The 19142-nt window shown below is 71.7% G+C and carries 19 protein-coding genes; 10 read left to right on the top strand and 9 right to left on the bottom strand.

All coding sequences use genetic code 11. The features are described from left to right. The first annotated feature begins 6 nt into the window (after positions 1 to 6). Positions 7 to 435 (top strand): DUF4395 domain-containing protein, encoded by a 429-nt coding sequence (locus tag OJ254_RS21530; protein ID WP_265363635.1) that lies wholly within the window; start codon positions 7 to 9, stop codon positions 433 to 435. Positions 436 to 595: 160 nt separating this feature from the next. Beyond that, the gene (locus OJ254_RS21525; protein ID WP_265363634.1) at positions 596 to 1306 is read left to right on the top strand and encodes a lysophospholipid acyltransferase family protein; all 711 of its coding nucleotides are present in this window, start codon (positions 596 to 598) and stop codon (positions 1304 to 1306) included. 39 nt (positions 1307 to 1345) lie between these two features. Here OJ254_RS21525 and OJ254_RS21520 read toward each other — a convergent pair whose 3' ends face one another. The 4 genes from OJ254_RS21520 to OJ254_RS21505 form a co-directional block, all read right to left on the bottom strand. Then, positions 1346 to 2044: a B3/B4 domain-containing protein gene (locus OJ254_RS21520; protein WP_265363633.1), complete on the bottom strand. Its 699-nt coding sequence runs from the start codon at positions 2042 to 2044 to the stop codon at positions 1346 to 1348. 221 nt (positions 2045 to 2265) lie between these two features. After that, entirely contained in the window at positions 2266 to 3336 is a 1071-nt protein-coding gene (locus tag OJ254_RS21515) for a threonine aldolase family protein (RefSeq protein WP_423835931.1), read from the bottom strand. After that, positions 3333 to 4094: an SDR family NAD(P)-dependent oxidoreductase gene (locus OJ254_RS21510; RefSeq protein ID WP_265365253.1), complete on the bottom strand. Its 762-nt coding sequence runs from the start codon at positions 4092 to 4094 to the stop codon at positions 3333 to 3335. Before OJ254_RS21510 ends, OJ254_RS21515 begins: the two co-directional genes overlap by 4 nt. Before the next feature lie 59 nt (positions 4095 to 4153). Further along, positions 4154 to 5551 (bottom strand): DUF6421 family protein, encoded by a 1398-nt coding sequence (locus tag OJ254_RS21505; protein WP_265363631.1) that lies wholly within the window; start codon positions 5549 to 5551, stop codon positions 4154 to 4156. A 488-nt stretch (positions 5552 to 6039) separates the two neighbouring features. Here OJ254_RS21505 and OJ254_RS21500 point away from each other — a divergent pair, with 488 nt between their 5' ends. From OJ254_RS21500 to OJ254_RS21485, 4 genes are all read left to right on the top strand, one after another. Beyond that, complete coding sequence (locus OJ254_RS21500) at positions 6040 to 6723, top strand: glycerophosphodiester phosphodiesterase (RefSeq protein WP_030413225.1); 684 nt, start codon at positions 6040 to 6042, stop codon at positions 6721 to 6723. 112 nt (positions 6724 to 6835) lie between these two features. After that, positions 6836 to 7717, top strand: coding sequence for an ABC transporter substrate-binding protein (locus tag OJ254_RS21495; protein WP_265365252.1), 882 nt, complete (start codon positions 6836 to 6838; stop codon positions 7715 to 7717). Further along, positions 7714 to 8619, top strand: a complete 906-nt coding sequence (locus OJ254_RS21490) for an amino acid ABC transporter permease (protein ID WP_265363630.1) — start codon at positions 7714 to 7716, stop codon at positions 8617 to 8619. The genes OJ254_RS21495 and OJ254_RS21490 overlap by 4 nt, the downstream gene beginning before the upstream one ends. After that, positions 8616 to 9425 (top strand): amino acid ABC transporter ATP-binding protein, encoded by an 810-nt coding sequence (locus OJ254_RS21485; RefSeq protein ID WP_265363629.1) that lies wholly within the window; start codon positions 8616 to 8618, stop codon positions 9423 to 9425. Before OJ254_RS21490 ends, OJ254_RS21485 begins: the two co-directional genes overlap by 4 nt. Positions 9426 to 9445: 20 nt before the next feature. Here OJ254_RS21485 and OJ254_RS21480 read toward each other — a convergent pair whose 3' ends face one another. Continuing rightward, positions 9446 to 9979, bottom strand: coding sequence for a GNAT family N-acetyltransferase (locus tag OJ254_RS21480; RefSeq protein WP_265363628.1), 534 nt, complete (start codon positions 9977 to 9979; stop codon positions 9446 to 9448). A 119-nt stretch (positions 9980 to 10098) separates the two neighbouring features. On the opposite strand from OJ254_RS21480, the gene OJ254_RS21475 reads away from it, so the two are divergent. From OJ254_RS21475 to OJ254_RS21460, 4 genes are all read left to right on the top strand, one after another. After that, positions 10099 to 10485 carry a VOC family protein gene (locus OJ254_RS21475; protein ID WP_265363627.1) on the top strand — a complete coding sequence of 129 codons (387 nt, stop codon included), beginning with the start codon at positions 10099 to 10101 and terminating at the stop codon, positions 10483 to 10485. Between the two features lie 157 nt (positions 10486 to 10642). Continuing rightward, positions 10643 to 11236, top strand: coding sequence for a DUF5134 domain-containing protein (locus OJ254_RS21470; RefSeq protein ID WP_265363626.1), 594 nt, complete (start codon positions 10643 to 10645; stop codon positions 11234 to 11236). 120 nt (positions 11237 to 11356) lie between these two features. Next, entirely contained in the window at positions 11357 to 12292 is a 936-nt protein-coding gene (locus OJ254_RS21465) for a M56 family metallopeptidase (RefSeq protein ID WP_265363625.1), read from the top strand. A 115-nt stretch (positions 12293 to 12407) separates the two neighbouring features. Beyond that, positions 12408 to 13106 (top strand): HAD family hydrolase, encoded by a 699-nt coding sequence (locus OJ254_RS21460; protein WP_265363624.1) that lies wholly within the window; start codon positions 12408 to 12410, stop codon positions 13104 to 13106. Positions 13107 to 13128: 22 nt separating this feature from the next. Here OJ254_RS21460 and OJ254_RS21455 read toward each other — a convergent pair whose 3' ends face one another. From OJ254_RS21455 to OJ254_RS21440, 4 genes are all read right to left on the bottom strand, one after another. Next, positions 13129 to 13527: a VOC family protein gene (locus OJ254_RS21455; RefSeq protein WP_265363623.1), complete on the bottom strand. Its 399-nt coding sequence runs from the start codon at positions 13525 to 13527 to the stop codon at positions 13129 to 13131. A 377-nt stretch (positions 13528 to 13904) separates the two neighbouring features. Next, the gene (locus OJ254_RS21450; protein WP_265363622.1) at positions 13905 to 16124 is read right to left on the bottom strand and encodes an NADP-dependent isocitrate dehydrogenase; all 2220 of its coding nucleotides are present in this window, start codon (positions 16122 to 16124) and stop codon (positions 13905 to 13907) included. Positions 16125 to 16660: 536 nt separating this feature from the next. Next, positions 16661 to 17614 carry an IS481 family transposase gene (locus tag OJ254_RS21445; protein ID WP_265363621.1) on the bottom strand — a complete coding sequence of 318 codons (954 nt, stop codon included), beginning with the start codon at positions 17612 to 17614 and terminating at the stop codon, positions 16661 to 16663. A 266-nt stretch (positions 17615 to 17880) separates the two neighbouring features. Further along, the gene (locus OJ254_RS21440; protein ID WP_265363620.1) at positions 17881 to 18999 is read right to left on the bottom strand and encodes an amidinotransferase; all 1119 of its coding nucleotides are present in this window, start codon (positions 18997 to 18999) and stop codon (positions 17881 to 17883) included. Between the last annotated feature and the right edge of the window lie 143 nt (positions 19000 to 19142).

Below are 19142 nucleotides of genomic sequence, written 5' to 3'. Positions count from 1 at the left end.
GGGGGCATGACGAGCGACAGGATCGACGACCGGATCGACGTACGCGGCCCCCGGTTCGGGGCGGCGCTGACGGCCGTGGTGCTGGCGGCGGTACTGATCAGCGGGAGCGGGTGGCTGCTGGCCTGCCAGGCGCTGGTCTTCGCCGTCGGGGCGGGGGCCGGGGTCCAGCGGTCGCCCTACGCCTGGCTGTTCAGGGTGGCGGTGCGGCCGCGGCTGTCCGCGCCGGCGGCGTTCGAGGACCCGGCCCCGCCGCGCTTCGCCCAGAGCGTCGGGCTCGTCTTCGCGCTGGTGGGTCTGGCCGGCTTCGCCGCGGGGGCGCAGTGGCTGGGGCTCGCGGCCACGGCGGCGGCCCTCGCGGCGGCCTTCCTCAATGCCGCTTTCGGGTACTGCCTGGGGTGCGAAATGTACCTTCTGCTGCGGCGGGCGGCCGGCTGAGCCGGTCCGGTACGTGACGAGGATCTCCCGCCCGGGGTGGTCGGCGCGCTGGCCGCGGCGGCCGCAATCGGGCACGATCTCCCGAAAGCCGCAGTGACGACGGCGTAGGTTTCCGCCGGGAGAACCCTCCCCAGGCATGGAAAAAGGGGTCCTCCGGACAATGGCAGAGCTCGTCTACCCGCCCGTGATCGGTGCCGCGCGCACGCTCTTCAAGGCGCTCGACCTGAAATTCGACATCGCCGGGACGGAGAACGTTCCGCGCCGCGGCGGAGCGGTGCTGGTCAGCAACCACATCGGGTACCTGGACTTCGTCTTCGCGGGGCTCGCCGCGCGTCCGGCTAAGCGGCTGGTGCGGTTCATGGCGAAGGAGTCGGTGTTCCGGCACAAGGTGTCCGGGCCGCTGATGCGGGCCATGAAGCACATCCCGGTGGACCGCGCGCAGGGCATGCACGCCTACAAGCACGCGCTGACGGCGCTGCGTTCGGGCGAGATCATCGGGGTCTTCCCGGAGGCGACCATCTCCGAGTCGTTCACGCTGAAGTCCTTCAAGTCGGGCGCGGCGCGGCTGGCGCAGGAGGCCGGCGTGCCGCTGCTGCCGGTGGCGCTGTGGGGCACCCAGCGGCTGTGGACCAAGGGCCACAAGCGGGACCTGGGGCGGAACCACATCCCGATCACGATCCGGGTGGGCGAGCCGGTGGCGGCCGATCCGGCCGAGCAGGCCGAGAAGATCACCGACCGGCTGCGGGCCCGCGTCCAGGACCTGCTGGAGGCCGCCCAGCGCGCCTACCCCGTACGGCCCAAGGGCCCGGACGACACCTGGTGGGTCCCGGCCCACCTCGGCGGCACGGCACCGGCGGCGCCCGGCGCGTGACGCCGGCCCGCGGCCCGGCCGGGCTCCGTCGGCCGGCCGCTATGCGGTCCGGATCCCGCCGAGCTCGACCCGGGCGCCGGGGCAGCTCTTCTGCAGCGCCTCGGCCAGTTCCTCACCCGCGGCCGCGAGGTCGTCGAGGGACATCGGAGCCATCCGTTCCAGCAGGAACAGGGCGCTGACGGAGTCCTCGGTCAGCCGGGTGCGGACGCCCTGGCGCCAGTTCCAGCGACGGCAGGTGACGCCCTCGTCGTCGCACCACACCACCTCGCCGGCGTCGGGGTGCTCGATCACCTCGGCGCCGCCGGCCGCGGTCGCGAACGGCTCGTCGCCGGCTGCCCGGACGAGTCGCATACCGCCCCGGATGCGGTCCAGGTCCTCACCGCCGACGGGGACGAGGTGGGCGACGCTGATCGCGTTGTAGAGGTCGACGAGGCGGTTGATCCGCGGCAGCCCGCCGTCCGCGAGGGCGCGCCGGGCCAGCGCCTCGGCGGAGTTGCGGGTGCGCGAGGGCTTGGCGCCGAAGGCGGTGTACGCGGCGCGCCAGGCGGCGAGGTGCGGGTCGTCCTGCGGTGCGCGCCCGTCGAGGCGCCGGACCAGCCGGCGGGTGGCCTCGTCCAGCAGTGCGGCGCTCGACGCGTCACTGGGCCCGTTGGTCAGGCCGTGGGCTTCGACGGCGAGGTGGGCGAAGCCCGGCGCCAGGGCGCGTACCTCGTCGGAGACGTACAGGGATGTGGGCATCGGGCCGTTCCTCGCGGGTCGTGGCGGTGGCTGCCGGTGGCGCGGCCGGTCGGGGCCGTCCGGCGGCATTGCAGCACGACACGGCGCAGTAAAGCAAACCGTACTGCGAAGTTCATTGTGATGTACTGGCGGTGCCGTCGTGACCGGGCCGGAAAAGAGCCGCGCCCGGCCGGCGGTCACGTCATGACCTCCGGCCGGGCGCGGGCCCGTCGGGTCCGGCGTCAGCGGGCGATTTCCTCCCGGAGCGCGGCGAGGAAGCCGTCCACGTCCTCCTCGGTGGTGTCGAACGCGCACATCCAGCGCACATCGCCGGCCTGCTCGTCCCAGAAGTAGAAGCGGTAGCGCTTCTGGAGGCGTTCGCTCACGTCGTGCGGCAGCCGGGCGAAGACCGCGTTGGACTGCACCGGGTAGAGGATCTCCACCCCGTCGATCTGCCGGACGCCGGCCGCCAGCCGCTGCGCCATGGTGTTGGCGTGCCGGGCGTTGCGCAGCCACAGGTCCTTGGCGAGCAGCGCCTCCAACTGGACGGAGACGAAGCGCATCTTGGAGGCCAGCTGCATGGACAGCTTGCGCAGGTGCTTCATCGCGCGCACCCGGTCGGGGTTGAGCACGACCACGGCCTCACCGAAGACCGCGCCGTTCTTCGTGCCCCCGTAGGAGAGGATGTCGACGCCCACGGCGTTGGTGAAGGCCCGCATGGGGACGTCCAGCGTCGCCGCGGCGTTGGCTATCCGCGAACCGTCCAGATGGACCACCATGCCGCGCTCATGGGCGTGTTCGCAGATGGCCCGGATCTCGTCGGGGGTGTAGACCGTGCCGAGCTCCGTGCTCTGGGTGATCGAGACGACCTGCGGCATGGCCCGGTGCTCGTCGTCCCAGCCCCAGGCCTGGCGGTCGATCAGCTCGGGGGTGAGCTTGCCGTCCTCGGTCGGCACGGTGAGCAGCTTCAGCCCGCCGACCCGCTCGGGCGCACCGCACTCGTCGACGTTGATGTGTGCCGTCTCGGCGGCGATCACCGCGCCCCAGCGGTCGGTCACGGCCTGGAGGGCGACGACATTGGCGCCGGTGCCGTTGAACACCGGGAACGCCTCCGCCCGCTGCCCGAAGTGGCTGCGGAACACCCGCTGGAGGTGTTCGGTGTAGTCGTCCTCGCCGTAGGCGATCTGGTGACCGCCGTTGGCGAGGGCGAGCGCGGCCAGCACCTCGGGGTGGGCGCCGGCGTAGTTGTCGCTGGCGAAGCCGCGGATCTGCGGATCGTGGTGCTGCCGGGCGTCGGTCTTCGCTCCGGTCACGGCTCGGGGGTCAGCCACAGACGCTGTCCATTCACTTCCTGGGCGGGCCGGTCCCAGACCCCGGCGATGGCCTCGGCCAGCTCCGAGACGTCCGTGAAGCCCGCGAACTTGGCGTTCGGTCGCTCGGCGCGCATCTGGTCGTTGACGAGCGCCTTGACGACCAGGATGGCAGCCGCGGCGCGCGGTCCCTGCTCGCCCCCCGACTTGCGGAAGCCGTCCGCCATGGCGAGCGTCCAGGCCTCGGCGGCGGCCTTGGAGGCGGCGTAGGCGGCGTTGCCCGCGGTGGGCTTGCTGGCGCCGGCCGCGCTGATCAGGAGGAAGCGGCCGTTGCCGCTGCGCTCCAGGGCGTCGTGGAAGGCGAGCGAGGTGTGCTGGACGGTGCGGATCAGGAGCCGGTGCAGGGCGTCCCAGTCCGCCAGGTCCGTCTCGGCGAACGTGGACGAGCCGCGCCAGCCGCCGACGAGGTGCACCAGACCGTCGATCCGGCCGAATTCCTTCTCCGTGCGGTCCGCCCATTCGCGGGTCTGCTCAAGGTCCAGGAGGTCGACGGTGTCCCCGATCACCGTGGCGCCGCCGTGGGCGTAGCGGGCCGCGTCCACGGCCTCGGCGAGCCGCTCGGGGTTGGCGTCCGAGCCGACCACCACGGCGCCCGCCTCGGCCAGCCGCAGCAGCGTGGCCCGGCCGGCCGGACCGGCCGCCCCCGCCACCGCGATGACCGCACCCTCCAGCGGCCCGTGACCGCCCGTCGAAGTCACCATCTCCGTCGCCTCCTCGTCCTGCTCCTGGACGGCCGTGGGCCGGTTGTCACGGTCGGTGCTCATGCCGCCGCCAGCGTGTCGCTGTGGGCGGTGATGCCCTTGGTCGAGGCGATCACGGAACGCAGCTTCTTGGCGAGCGCCTCGTAGAACATGCTCAGCGGGAATTCGTCGGCGAGCACGTCGTCCACGAGCTTGCGCGGCGGCTGGTCCAGGTCGAGGGCGTCCGGTCCCTTGGCCCAGACCGAGCCCGGGTGCGGGGCGAGGTAGGTCGAGACGAGGTCGTACGCGGCGAACCAGTGGACCAGCTTGGGGCGGTCGATGCCGTCGCGGTAGAGCTTTTCGATCTCGCCGCACAGCTCGTTGGTGACCTTGGGTGCCCGCTCCCAGTCGATGTGCAGTGTGTTGTCCGTCCAGCGTACGACGTCGTGCTTGTGCAGGTAGGCGAAGAGCAGCTGGCCGCCCAGACCGTCGTAGTTGCGGACCCGGTCGCCGGTGACCGGGAAGCGGAACATCCGGTCGAAGATCACCGCGAACTGCACGTCGCGGGCCTGGGAGTAGCCCTCGGCCTCCAGCTTCACGGCCTCCTTGAAGGCGGTGAGGTCACAGCGCAGCTCCTCCAGGCCGTACATCCAGAACGGCTGGCGCTGCTTGATCATGAAGGGGTCGAACGGCAGGTCGCCGTGGCTGTGGGTGCGGTCGTGGACCATGTCCCACAGGACGAACGCCTCCTGGCAGCGCTCCTGGTCGGTGAGCATCTCGCGGATGTCCTCGGGCACTTCGAGGCCGAGCGTCTCGACGGCGGCCTCGGTGACCCGGCGGAAGCGGGCGGCCTCGCGGTCGCAGAAGATGCCGCCCCAGGTGAACCGCGCGGGGGCCTCGCGGACCGCGATGGTCTCCGGGAAGAGGACCGCGGAGTTGGTGTCGTAGCCGGCGGTGAAGTCCTCGAAGGCGATGCCGCAGAAGAGGGGGTTGTCGTAGCGGGTGCGCTCCAGCTCGGCGAGCCAGTCCGGCCAGACCATGCGCAGCACCACGGCCTCGAAGTTGCGGTCCGGGTTGCCGTTCTGGGTGTACATGGGGAACAGCACCAGGTGCTGGAGGCCGTCGGCGCGCTGCCGGGCGGGCTGGAAGGCGAGCAGCGAGTCCAGGAAGTCCGGCACGCCGAAGCCGTCGTCGGCCCAGCGGCGCAGGTCGGCGACGAGCGCCTCGTGGTAGGCGGCGTCGTGCGGGAGCAGCGGGGCGAGCTCCCGGACGGCCGCTATCACCCGCTCGACCTCGGCGCGCACGGCGTCCGCGGTGGGCGCGCCGTCGGCCGCGAGGTCGATCGCACCGTCCTTGGACTGCCAGGGCCGGATGGTCTCGACGGCGTCCTTGAGCACGGGCCACGCCGCGTGGTCCACCACGCGCTCCACGGTCCCAGTGCCTCCCGGGACACCCACAGGCGAAAGAATTTCCGTCATGACTGCCCTCCGGCGGTAGATCGTGTTGTCAGCACACGGTAACCAGCCAAGGATCGTCCGCTCAAGTGGGGGATCCGAAAATTATTCGGCCGGCACCCCGTCCCTACCCTCATTTTTCCTGTCGGAGCGCGATCCCGCGACACTTACTGCCCGTAGCGGCAAGGGATTTGGCACTTTCTCCGGTTGCGGCAGGTGTGGCATATGCCACACTCCCCCGCCCTCGCCGGTGAACGGAGTGAGGGCCTCCGGGGGTCGCCCGGTGGCTGTCGCGTCAGCGGTGTGGGGGCGCGCCCACGTGTGGGTGACAACGGGTGGAGGCGGATATGGCGGGTACGGGTACTGGACACACCGCGGGGTCGTTCGGCAACCGGTTTCGGGACGTACGGGCCGTTAGGCTGAGCGCCGTTTCGCACGCCGTTGCCGACGGTCGACGGTCGACACCGGCAGTGAGCCGACAGCACTACCGAGCCGACAGAAGCGAGGCAGCCTTGTCCTTTCTCACCATCGGGCACCGCGGGATCATGGGCGTCGAGCCGGAGAACACCCTGCGCTCCTTCGTACGTGCCGAGCACGAGGGCGTCGACGTCATCGAGCTGGATCTGCATCTGAGCAAGGACGGCGCGCTGGTCGTCATGCACGACGCGGACGTGGACCGGACCACCGACGGGGCCGGGCCGATCGCCGAGCGCACCCTCGCCGAGCTGCGCGAGCTGGACGCCGGCCAGGGCGAGCGCATCCCGGTGTTCGAGGAGGTCGTGGACGCGGTCAAGGCGCCGCTGCAGGCCGAGATCAAGGACGTGGCGGCCGCGCAGGCGCTGGCCGAGGTGATGCGGGCGCGCGATCTGACCGGCCGGGTCGAGGTGATCTCCTTCCACGACGAGGCGCTCGCGGCGATCCGCACGCTGCTGCCCGGGGTGCGCACCGCCCTGGTCGGCAGCCGCTACGGCGCCGACGTCGTCGACCGCGCCCAGGCCGTCGGCGCGTACATGCTGTCGCTGAACATCCGCCGGCTCACCCTGGAGCTGGTCGAGCGGGCGCACGCCGCGCAGCTGAAGGTCGTCGCCTGGACGGTCAACACCCACGACCAGCTCCGGCTGGCCCGCGGCCTCGGCCTGGACGGGGTGGTGACCGACCTCCCGGAGATCCGGCGAGCGGTGCGCTTCACCGCCTGACGGACCGCCGGACGGGAAATCCGCAGTTCACAGCCGCGCAACAGGCTTCCAGCATGCGGACGTTTTCCCGATGATCTCGACAGACGGCCCCGCGCACTGCCACTCTCCCGCCATGCGCCTCGTCAACCGCCCTCTTCGCCTGGCCACTTGCGCCGCCGTCGTGCTGCTCACCGCGGCCGTCGGCTGCGCCCCGCAGGACGAGTCCCCCGGTGGCCCGCCGGCCACCGGGCAGGGCAAACAGAGCTGCGACCGCGGCAAACTCGCCACGGTGCAGGCCGGGAAGCTCACCGTCGGCACCGACAAGCCGGCCTACGCGCCGTGGTTCCAGGACGACGACCCGGCCAGCGGCAAGGGCTTCGAATCGGCCGTCGCCTACGCCGTCGCCCGGCAGCTGGGCTACGACAAGGCCGCGGTGGACTGGCAGACCGTGCCGTTCACCAACGCCTTCGCGCCCGGCGCGAAGAAGTTCGACTTCGACATCAACCAGATCTCCATCAGCGCACAGCGCAAGCACGCGGTGGCGTTCTCCTCCGGCTACTACGACGTGCGCCAGGCGGTCATCGCGCTCAAGGGCTCCAAGGCCGCCCGTGCCAAGAGCATCGCCGACCTCCGGCACGTCAAGCTCGGTGCCCAGGTCGGCAGCACCAGCCTGGACGTCGTCAACGACACCATCCACCCGGACCGGACCGCCGCGGTCTTCCAGAAGAACGACTACGCGAAGACAGCCCTGAAGAACGGCCAGGTCGACGCGATCGTCACCGACCTGCCGACGGCGTTCTACATCACCTCGGCCGAGGTCAAGGAGGCCGAGGTGGTGGGCCAGTTCGCGGACACCGGCAGCGCGAAGGAGCAGTTCGGGCTGGTGCTGGACAAGGAGAGCCGGATCACCGGGTGCGTGACGGCCGCGGTCGACGCGCTCCGGAAGGACGGCACGCTCGCCGCGCTGGAGAAGAAGTGGCTGACCGACGCCGTCGACGTTCCGGTGCTCAAGTGACGTACGAAAAGGGGCCGTTGAAGACCCCGGAGCGAGCCGAGGAGCCGGACGGGGACGGCTATGTGCCGTCCGCGCGGCGGATCGAGCGGGAGCGGTTCAAGCGGGCCAGGGCCCGCCGGGCGGCGGCGGTCGCCGCGCTGAGCACCGTGGTCACCGCCGTCGTGCTGTTCGTCGTGATCACCGGCTCCCCGGGCTGGCCGCGCACCCGGGACACGTTCTTCAGCGCCGCGTACGCCCGCAAGGCGCTGCCCCAGGTGCTGGACGGGCTGCTGCTGAACCTGCGGCTGTTGGTGGTGTGCGGGGCGGCGGTGCTGGTGCTCGGGCTGCTGCTGGCGGTGGCCCGCACGCTGCGCGGCCCGGTGTTCTTCCCGCTGCGCGCGCTGGCCACCGCGTACACCGACTTCTTCCGCGGGCTGCCGCTGATCATCTGTCTGCTGATGGTGGTGTTCGGGGTGCCGGCGCTGCGGCTGCAGGGCGTCACCACCGATCCGGTGGTGCTCGGCGGGGCCGCGCTGGTGCTGACGTACTCGGCGTACGTGGCCGAGGTCTTCCGCGCCGGGATCGAATCGGTGCATCCCTCGCAGCGGGCCGCGGCCCGGTCGCTGGGGCTCTCCAGCGGGCAGGCGCTGCGGTTCGTGGTGCTGCCGCAGGCCGTGCGGCGGGTGGTGCCGCCGCTGCTCAACGACCTGGTCTCGCTGCAGAAGGACACCGGTCTGGTGTCCATCGCCGGCGCGGTGGACGCGGTGTACGCCGCGCAGATCATCGCCGGCAAGGACTTCAACTTCACGCCCTACGTCGTGGCCGGGCTGGTCTTCGTCGCGCTGACGATCCCGATGACCCGGTTCACGGACTGGGTCACGGCCCGGATGGACCGCCGGCGCGCCCAGGGAGGGCTGGTATGAGCACGACCGACCGCACACCGCGGCCCGCCGCCGAGAAGGCCGCGGCGGCTTCCGGGGACGGCCCCGTACTGCGGCTGGAATCGGTGCGCAAGACGTACGGGCGGGGCACGGTCGTGCTGCGGGACGTGGACCTGGAGGTGCCCCCGCACACCGTGACCGCGCTGATCGGGGCCTCCGGGTCGGGCAAGTCGACGCTGCTGCGCTGCGCCAACCTGCTGGAGGAGATCGACGACGGGGCGATCTTCCTGGACGGCGCGGAGATCACCGATCCGCGGACCGACGCGGACGCGGTGCGGCGCCGGATCGGGGTGGTCTTCCAGGCGTACAACCTCTTCCCGCACATGACCGTGCTGGACAACATCACGCTGGCGCCGCGCCGGGTGCACGGGGTATCGCGCGCCGAGGCGGAGGAGCGGGCCCGGGAGCTGCTGGACCGGCTGGGGCTCGGCGGACGGGCCGGGGAGTATCCCGACCGGCTCAGCGGCGGCCAGCAGCAGCGGGTCGCGATCGTCCGGGCACTGGCCGGGCGGCCCCGGCTGCTGCTGCTCGACGAGATCACCGCGGCGCTCGACCCGGAGCTGGTCGGCGAGGTCCTCGGCGTGGTCCGCGACCTCAAGGAGGAGGGCATGACCATGGTCATCGCCACCCATGAGATGGGCTTCGCGCGGGACGTCGCCGACCAGGTGTGCTTCCTGGACGGCGGGGTGGTACTGGAACGCGGCACACCCGGGCAGGTCTTCGGGGAGCCGCGGCACGACCGCACCCGGCAGTTCCTGCAGCGGATCATCCAGGCGGGGCGGCTGTAGCACGCCCCGCCGGGGACGGGTCAGCCCAGCGGCTTGACCAGCACCTCGAACTCCAGGTCGGCGCGCTGCGGGATCCCGAACCGCTCGTCGCCGTACGGGAACGGGCTGAACTCGCCGGTGCGGCGGTAGCCGCGGCGCTCGTACCAGGCGATCAGTTCGGTGCGCTGCCGGATGACGGTCATCCGCATCTCCCGGGCGTCCCAGGTCTCCCGGGCGGTCCGCTCGGCCTCGGCGAGCATGGTCCGGCCGAAGCCGCCGCCCTGGAGCGCGGGGCGCACCGCGAACATCCCGAAGTACGCGTGGTCGCCGCGGTGTTCGAGCTGGCAGCAGGCGGTCAGCGCGCCGTCCCGCTCGGCGACCAGCAGCAGCCCGGTCTCGTGCCGCACCACGGCGGCGACGCCCTCCGGGTCGGTGCGCTGGCCCTCCAGCAGATCGGCCTCCGTGGTCCAGCCGGCCCGGCTCGCGTCGCCGCGGTACGCCGACTCGATGAGGTCGACGAGGCCGGGGACGTCGGAGTCGACGGCGGTGCGGAAGGTCAGCTCGGTGGTGGGCATGGCGGGCGGGGTCCTCTCGGGCCGGGCGGGGCGGAGCCGGGCGGCTGGCGGATCCGAGGCTAACAAGAGGTGCGCGCGCCGTGTCGGGGCCGCTGCGCGGGCGGCGTAGGGTCGCCGGCATGGTGCATGTACTGAGCAGCAGGGTGCTGTTGCGGCCGTCCGATCCGGAACGGTCGCGGGCGTTCTACGGCGAGGCGCTGGGGCTGGAGATCTACCGGGAGTTCGGCACCGGTCCCGAGCGCGGCACGGTCTACTTCCTCGGCGGCGGCTACCTGGAGGTCTCCGGCCGCGCCACGGAGCCGGCCACGGACACCCTCCGGCTGTGGCTCCAGGTGGCGGACGCGCAGGCCGCGCACCGGAAGCTGGTGTCGCGCGGGGTGGAGGTGCTGCGGCCGCCGGTGCAGGAGCCCTGGGGGCTGATCGAGATGTGGATCGCCGATCCGGACGGGCACCGCATCGTGCTCACCGAGGTCCCGGCGGACCATCCGCTGCGCTACCGGCCTTAACACCTGGCCGGCCCTGACCCCTCGGACAGGCCCTGAGAGCGTCTCGGGCCCGCTTCCGCGCTCCCGGTTTGCGCCCGTGCGCTCCCGTGTGCGGCCTGTCCCGCGGGCATCCTGCAGCCGACGCGTACGGGTGGCGACGGCCGCAGGGAGGCGCTTCGTGCACGCACCACCGTTGGTCGGCTGGCTGCTGGTCCTGTTGTGCGCGGGCGCCGGGGCGTACTGCCTGGCCCGGGCCGGCGGCGTACCGGCCGCGCAGCGGGCGGCGGCCCGCGGGGAGGGTGTGATGGCGCTGGGGATGGCGGCGATGGCCGTGCCGGCGTCCGTGGTGGCGCCGCCGTGGTCGCCGTGGCTGTTCACCGCGGGCTTCGGGGCGGCGGCCGTGGTGGCGCTGGTGCGCCGGCATCTGCACCACGCGGTGGGCGCGCTGGCGATGGTGTACATGGCGCTGGCGATGGTGTGGCCGGGCGGCCCCGGGGGCCGGCCGGGCGCGGGACACGGCATGGCCGGGATGGATCACCTGGGCACGATGACGCACTCCGCGCCGGGCGGGGTGCCGTGGGTGACGGGTCTGCTGCTCGTCTACTACACGGTCTACGTGATCGGCGCGGGCGTCCGGCTGGTGCCGGCGGCGGACGGGCCGGCGGTGGCCGGGGTGCCCGCCGTGGCGGGCGGTGCCGGGACGGCGGACGTGCTGCGCGCCTGCCGGGTGGCGATGGGCATCGGCATGCTGGCGATGCTGCTCATGATGTGAGCCCGACGCGCCCACGGGCCGTACAGCCGCCTCCGTTCCACACCTTCGGCCGGGGTGGCGTACGTCACTTCCGATGTATGCCTGTACCAACGAGTAGTCGCGCGCTCATAGGCTGACGCCATGATGGTCCCTCTCGCGCTGATGATTCTCGGCGCGCTGGCCGCGTCGATGGCGCCGCGGCTGATGGCCCGTTCGGACTGGCCCGACCGCGAACCGGTGCTCGCCCTGTGGGTGTGGCAGTGCGTGGTGGCCGGTGTTCTGCTGTGCTGCATCCTCGCGATGTCGCTGAGCGCGGCCGCCGCCTGGGAATCCGTCCGCAGCCCGGTGTTCGGCCCGGCGCCCCGGGTGGTCGTCGAGGCGTACGCCCTGCAGGGCTACGGGCCTTGGGCCGGTGTGCTGGCCCTGCTGCTCGCCGGCGGCGGTGCCTGGACGGGCCTCGCGCTGACCCGGGAGGTGCGCGATGCGCGGGCCCGCCGACGCCGGAGCCGGGACGAGTTGCGGCGGCGGGTCCCGCTGCTGCCCGGCGAGGAGCCGGCCGGTGAACGGCTGGTCGTCCTGGAGGGCGACCGCCCGGAGGCGTGGTGGCTGCATCATTCCTCGCCCCAACTGGTCCTCACCACGGCGGCGTTGCGGCGGCTGAAGGGTCGTCAGCTCGATGCGCTGATCGCCCATGAGCAGGGCCATGTGCGGGCCCGGCACGATCTGCTGCTCTACTGCGCGTCGGCGCTGGCCGCCGGCTTCCCGCAGATCCCGGTGTTCGCGGCGTTCCGCGACCAGGTGCACCGGCTGGTCGAACTGGCCGCCGACGACGTGGCCTCGCGCCGCTTCGGCCGGCTGACGGTCGCCCTGGCCCTGGTCGAACTCAACGAGGACCGCGGGGTGTTCGGGCCCTGTCCGACGCAGCTTGCCGAGGTCCCGCAGCGGGTGGACCGGCTGCTCGCCCCCGCTCCACGCTTCACGCCGGGCCGCCGGCTGCGGATGACGGCCTGCGCGGTCCTGCTCCCGGCGGTACCGCTGCTGGTGACGTTCATTCCCGGGCTGTCCGCGCTGACCTGAGGGCGGGGCCGGGTGCCCGGGGGCCGGGGCACGATGGCCGGAAAGGCCCTGGCCCGGGCCGCATGCTCCGTGCCCGCCCGTCGCCCCGCGCGCCGTTCCGGGCCAGGATGGGGCCATGACCACGATCAAGGGTGTGCTCTTCGACTTCTCCGGGACGCTGTTGCGGATCGAGCCCGCGGAGTCCTGGCTGCGTGCCGCGCTGGCCGCGACCGGGGTCGCCATGGACGAGACGGAGCTGGCCCGCCGGGCGGCCGAGCTGGAGCGGGCGGGGGCGCTGCCCGGCGGCTCCTCCCCCGTCGCGCTGCCCGACGGACTGGCCGGGCTGTGGGAGGTCCGGGACCGGGACGCCGCCCGTCACCGTGCGCTGTACACCGGGCTGGCCCGTCAAGTCCCGTTGCCGGCCGAGGAGTTGTACGACGCGCTCTACGAACGTCACAGGACGGCGGCGGCCTGGCGGCCCTACCCGGACGCCGCCGAGGTGCTGGCGGAGCTGCGCCGGCGGGGCGTCCGGACCGGCGTGCTGAGCAACATCGGCTGGGACCTGCGGCCGGTGCTGCGCGCGCACGGCCTGGCCCGTTACCTGGACAGCTGTGTGCTCTCGTTCGAGCACGGCCTGCAGAAGCCGGATCCGCGGCTGTTCGCGGTGGCCTGCCAGGAGCTGGGCCTGGACCCGTCGGCCGTGCTGATGGTGGGCGACGACCGTACGGCGGACGGCGGGGCGACCGCGCTCGGCTGCGCCTACCTGCCGGTGGACCATCTGCCGGTGGAGCGCCGGCCGGACGGGCTGCGGCCGGTGCTGGACCTGGTCGGGTGAGCGGCGCCGGGCCCGGACCGGGTCAGCCGGCGGTGCGCGGGGCCAGCCACTGCTGGAGTTCGAGGAGGTTGCCCTCGGGGTCCCTGAGGTGGGCCACGCGCATCCGGTCGGTCATCGGGGCCGGGCCGTGGTCCAGGACCGCACCGCGCCCGGTGAGCTCGGCGCAGTAGCCGTCGAGGTCGTCGACGCGCAGGGCGATGAGGGCGCGGTGTCCGGCCGGGGGTGCCGCCAGGTCGGCGAGGACCTCGGCCAGCTGCGCGCGGTCCTGGAGGGCGATGCCCGCGGAGCCCCGGTCGCAGGTGAACTTGGCGTACGGGCCGTCCTCGGCCTCGAACTGCGGGGTGAGGCCCAGCACGTCCCGGTAGAAGCGGTAGCAGCCGCGGAAGTCCGTGACGAGCAGGCGGACCTGGGCGAGTTCCATCGGTGTGTCCCCCGTGAGAAGTGCTGACCGGGCCGCCGTGACCGGTGTGCGCGGTCATGGGCGGCGGTGACGACGGGGTGACGCTACCGCGCCGGGGGCCGCCGTGCGGTCGGGTCGCGTCCCCTGGCCACCGCCGGTTCCGGGCGCGTGGTCGGCGGCCCGTTTCCGGAGCGTGGCGACGTCGTCCGGGAGGAGCCCCTCGGCCGGATCGACGCGGTGCAGGGAGGGCGGGGCCCGGGTGGTGGCGGGCGATCCGGGTGAGGTCGGGTGATGATGCCGCGAACGGCGCCGGCCCCATCGGTTCCGGTACGGCGCCGCCCCGGCCGGGCGCGATGCCGGCCGGGGCGGAACGGGCCGTGGGGCCCGGAGCGGCTGGGTCAGCCGAGCGAGGCGATGGCCTGGTTGAAGGTCTGCGACGGGCGCATGACCGCCGCGGCCTTCGCCGGGTCGGGCTGGTAGTAGCCGCCGATGTCGGCCGGCGAGCCCTGCACCGCGATCAGCTCGTCGACGATGGTCTTCTCCTGCTCGGCGAGGGTCGCCGCCAGGCCCTGGAACGCCTGGGCGAGCTGGGCGTCCTCGGTCTGCTTGGCCAGCTCCTGGGCCCAGTAGAACGCCAGGTAGAAGTGGCTGCCGCGGTTGTCGATGCCGCCGAGCCGGCGGCTGGGCGACTTGTTCTCGTTGAGGAAGGAGCCGGTCGCCCGGTCGAGGGTGTCGGCGAGCACCTGGGCGCGCGCGTTGCCCGTCTTCTGGGCGAGGTGCTCGAAGCTGACCGCGAGCGCCAGGAACTCACCCAGGCTGTCCCAGCGCAGGTAGTTCTCCTTGACCAGCTGCTGGACGTGCTTGGGCGCGGAGCCGCCGGCGCCGGTCTCGAACAGGCCGCCGCCGTTCATCAGCGGGACGACCGAGAGCATCTTGGCGCTGGTGCCCAGCTCCAGGATCGGAAACAGGTCGGTCAGGTAGTCGCGCAGGACGTTGCCGGTGACCGAGATGGTGTCCTCGCCGCGGCGGATGCGGTCGAGGGAGAACTTGATCGCGTGGACCGGCGCCATGATCTCGATCTGCAGGCCCTCGGTGTCGTGCTCCGGGAGGTACTGCTTGATCTTCTGGATCAGCTGGGCGTCGTGGGCGCGCTCGGCGTCGAGCCAGAAGACGGCCGGGTCGCCGGTCGCGCGGGCACGGGTGACGGCGAGCTTGACCCAGTCGCGGATCGGGTCGTCCTTGGTCTGGCACATCCGGAAGATGTCGCCGGCGCTGACGACCTGCTCCAGGACGGCGTTGCCGGACGCGTCGAGGACCCGCACGGTGCCCGTGGTGGGGATCTCGAAGGTCTTGTCGTGGCTGCCGTACTCCTCGGCCTTCTGCGCCATCAGGCCGACGTTGGGCACCGAGCCCATGGTCGACGGGTCGAAGGCGCCGTGCGCGCGGCAGTCGTCGATGACGACCTGGTAGATGCCGGCGTAGCTGCTGTCCGGGAGGACCGCGAGGGTGTCGTGCTCCTGGCCGTCCGGGCCCCACATGTGGCCGGAGGTGCGGATCATGGCCGGCATGGAGGCGTCGACGATGACGTCGCTGGGGACGTGCAGGTTGGTGATGCCGCGGTCGGAGTCGACCATGGCGAGCTCGGGGCCCTCGGCGAGCTCCGCGTCGAAGGACGCCTTGATCTCGGCGCCCTCGGGCAGCGACTCCAGGCCCTTGTAGATGCCGCCGAGGCCGTCGTTCGGGGTCAGGCCGGCGGTGGCGAGGACCTCGCCGTACTTGGCGAAGGTCTTCGGGAAGAAGGCCCGGACCACGTGGCCGAAGACGATCGGGTCGGAGACCTTCATCATCGTGGCCTTGAGGTGCACGGAGAACAGCACGCCCTCGGCCTTGGCGCGGGCGACCTGGGCGGTGAGGAACTCGCGCAGGGCGGCGACCCGCATGACGGAGGCGTCGACGACCTCGCCGGCGAGGACCGGTACCGACTCGCGCAGGACGGTGGTGGAGCCGTCGTCGCCGGAGAGCTCGATGCGCAGCGCACCGGCCTCGCCGACCACCGCGGACTTCTCGGTGGAGCGGAAGTCGTCGTTGGTCATGTGGGCGACGTTGGTCTTCGAGCCCGCCGTCCACTCACCCATGCGGTGCGGGTGGGCCTTGGCGTAGTTCTTCACCGAGGCGGGGGCGCGGCGGTCGGAGTTGCCCTCGCGCAGGACCGGGTTGACGGCGCTGCCCTTGACCTTGTCGTAGCGGGCGCGGATGTCGCGCTCCTCGTCGGTCTTCGGGTCGTCCGGGTAGGCCGGAAGCGCGTAGCCCTGCTCCTGCAGCTCGGCGATCGCGGCCTTCAGCTGCGGGATCGAGGCCGAGATGTTGGGCAGCTTGATGATGTTGGCCTCGGGCGTCTTGGCCAGCCGGCCGAGCTCGGCGAGGGCGTCCTCGATGCGCTGCCCCTCCTGGAGACGCTCGGGGAAGCTCGCGATGATGCGACCGGCCAGGGAGATGTCACGGGTCTCCACGTTGACGCCGGCCTGCGACGCGTAGGCCTGGATCACAGGCAGGAAGGAATACGTCGCGAGGGCGGGGGCCTCGTCAGTGTGGGTGTAAATGATGGTCGAGTCAGTCACCGGGTGCTCCGCTCCACGTCTGCAACATTGCTCGACATCAAGATATCTCGTGATCCCCTCCCCCTCGACAGGGGGCGCTTTGCTGTGCCTCCCACGTACCCGTCTGCGGCGCCGCGGGGCGCTGCGCTTTGCGGCGCCCCCGCACGTACCTGTCTGTCCCGCCGCGGGGCGCTGCGCTTTGCGGCGCCCCCGCACGTAGCCGTCTGCGGCGCCGCGGGGCTCGCTCGCCGTTGCGCGCTTTGCGGCGCCTCGCACGTAGCCGTCTGCGGCGCCGCGGGGCTTCTCGCCGTTGCTCCCCCAGCTAACGCTGGGAGGTGCCCCCAGCGGCGGGCGTTGTTTGTCGGGTGCGGTGCCGGCCCTCCAGACTTCGTCCTCCGGTCCAGCCCCTCCCGTGAGGGGGAGTTTGTGAGCTGGTTGGGGGCGGACCTGGTCTGTTGCCTGCGGACGCGTGGGCGTTATGTGCCCCCCACCGTCCTTCACTTTCCCCCTCACGGGAGGGGACGCCCCGGAGGTCCGTCACCGCACCCAACAACCCCCTAGCTGTGCTGACCGGACAGGTTGGTGACGCGGCTGGCTGGGGTGTGGCCGCTGATGCCGGTGTGGGGTCGGTGGTAGTTGTACCAGTCCAGCCAGTCGGGGAACGCGGCCTGTCGTTCGGCGTCTGAGCTGTAGGGGCGGTGGTAGGCCCATTCGTCGAGCAGGGTGCGGTGGAAGCGTTCGACTTTGCCGTTGGTCTGGGGGCGCCAGGGTCGTGTCCAGCGCGGTTGGATGCCCAGGTCGCGGCAGGTCTGGCGCCAGGTGTTCTTGCTGTAGGACCAGGCGTTGTCGGTCAGGACACGTTCGACGGTGACCCCGCATTGCGCGAACCAGGCGGTGGCGCGGGTGAGGAAGTCCGCGCAGGTGGCGGCCTTCTCGTCGGGGAGGTTTTCGGTGTAGGTGAGTCGGGTGTGGTCGTCCAGAGCGGTGTGCAGGTAGGCATATCCGGTGCTGTTGCGGTTCTTGCGGCCGGCTGCCCGGCCGAGAGCTTTGTGGCCGCCGCCGTCGGGGATGCGGCCGAGTTTTTTGACGTCGATGTGGACCAATTCGCCGGGCCGGGCGCGTTCGTAGCGGCGGACGGGTTCGCCGGTGGCCCGGTCGGTGGCGGCCAGCGGTGGCAGGCCGTGGCGGGTGAGGATGCGGTGGGCGGTGGATGCTGCGAGATCCGCACGGGCGGCCAGCCGCAGCGGGCCGATCCGGTGCTCGCGTCGCATGCGGACGACCTCGTCCTCCACCGCGGCGGACGTGCGGTGAGGCTGGTGGTGAGGCCTGCTGGAGCGGTCTTCCATTCCCGCCTGCCCGTGCAGTTGGTAGCGGCCAGCCCAGCGTGCGGCTGTTGTGTGGCTGACCTGGAAACGTTCCGCGGCACGGCGCAGCGGCCAGCCGTCGTCGACGATGCACCGGGCCAGACGCAGCCTGCCGGTCGGCGTCAGCGGGGCGTTACGGTGGATCACGAGGGCCTCCTGCACTCGGCGGTAGATGTCGCAATCCACACCGAGCCAGAAGGCCCTCACTTCGTTCAAGCACCCTGAAAGGCATGTCGCCTGTCACCAACGTCCCGGGACAGCACACCTAGCCCGCCGCTGGGGGCACCTCCCAGCGTTAGCTGGGGGAGCAACGGCGAGACGCCCCGCGGCGGGACAGACAGGTACGTGGGGGGCCGGAGGACGGGGCGGCCACGGTGATCGTCCGGGTGCTGGCCGCGTACGGCCGCTGCCGCTCAGAAGTAGGACTGCAGGGTTCCGCGGCGGCGGACGTCCGCGGTGGCGCAGTGGAACGATCCGCCGAAGCTGTTGAAATTGCGGAAATTGCACGGAATCGGCGTGAAACCGAACTTCTTCATCGCCGAGATCATCGGCTCGTCCTGCCGCTCGACGATGACCCGCTGTTCGTCCAGCATGAGGATGTTCATGTTGATCCACTTGCTGGTCATGTAGAGCGGATGCCCGTCCGGAATGACCGGTTGGGGTGCGGCCATCACGTCCCAGCCCTTGAACAGTTCCGGCACCTCCGGCACCCGTTCGGGGTGGATGAGCAACTTGCCCGGCGCCATCGGAACGAGCGTGGCGTCGATGTGCATCGGGTGCGAGTCGTTGAACTCGAAGACGTGGATGCGGTATTCGTCGCCGAGGTGGCGGCGCAGCCACTCGATTCCGAAGTCATTGGTCACATTGCTCTTCTGCGCGATGATGTCGCGACCGCAGCGGGTGAAGTCGGCCGCGTCGAAGGTCGGCTCGAACTCCGTCACCACCAGTCGCTGCGGCCCGTCCTCGCCCGGATCGGTCCAGTCCTGGTCGAACTGGGCGTCGGTCAGCTCGGGCTTGGGTGCGGCGGTCCATTTCGCGCCGCCGTGGAAGTACTCCTTGAGCAGCGGACGGTAGGCGAGGTTCTCGTAGTAGCGGGAGCGCCAGGCCATCGGGCATTCGATGATGTCGTCACCGACGACGAGGATCGCGTCCCTGGGCATCGCCGCGTACATTCCGGTGCTGGTCCAGTCGAGCGTGGTGTAGGGCGTGCGCTGCGGAATGGGCTCCGGCCGGCGCACCGTGACCCCTTCGCCCTCCAATATTCGGACGAATTCCTCCAGTTCGGCGCGGGCCGCGGCGACCTGTTCGGGCGGGAACGGCTTCCCGGCGTTCCGCCGGAAGGTCTCGTGCTGATTTCCGGGGAGCACCGGAGGTAAGGCCATGTGCCAGGTCGGGAAACTGGCGTCGTCGACGATGCCGACGATCACTTCCTCCAGCGGGTCCCACTCCGTGTAGGAACACACCGGGCTCTTGGGCCGGTCCGCGGAAAGGGCGGACGGGTGCGGCCTCACGGACCGGTCGTTCTCGGACATCACGCAATCGCTCCTCGATCTCATGGCGCACGGCAGCCAGGTACCTGACTGCCGTGATCAAGATCGATTGAACGTGCCGACCGACGGCCGGGGCAAGGCTCGTTCACATCTTGGCCAAAACTCCTGCCTTGCCACCCCTTACG

The organism is Streptomyces endophytica (assembly GCF_026153355.1).
GTDB lineage: Bacteria > Actinomycetota > Actinomycetes > Streptomycetales > Streptomycetaceae > Streptomyces > Streptomyces endophytica.
The sequence above is the reverse complement of the archived record's forward strand: the minus strand, read 5'-3'. Positions and strand labels throughout refer to the sequence as shown.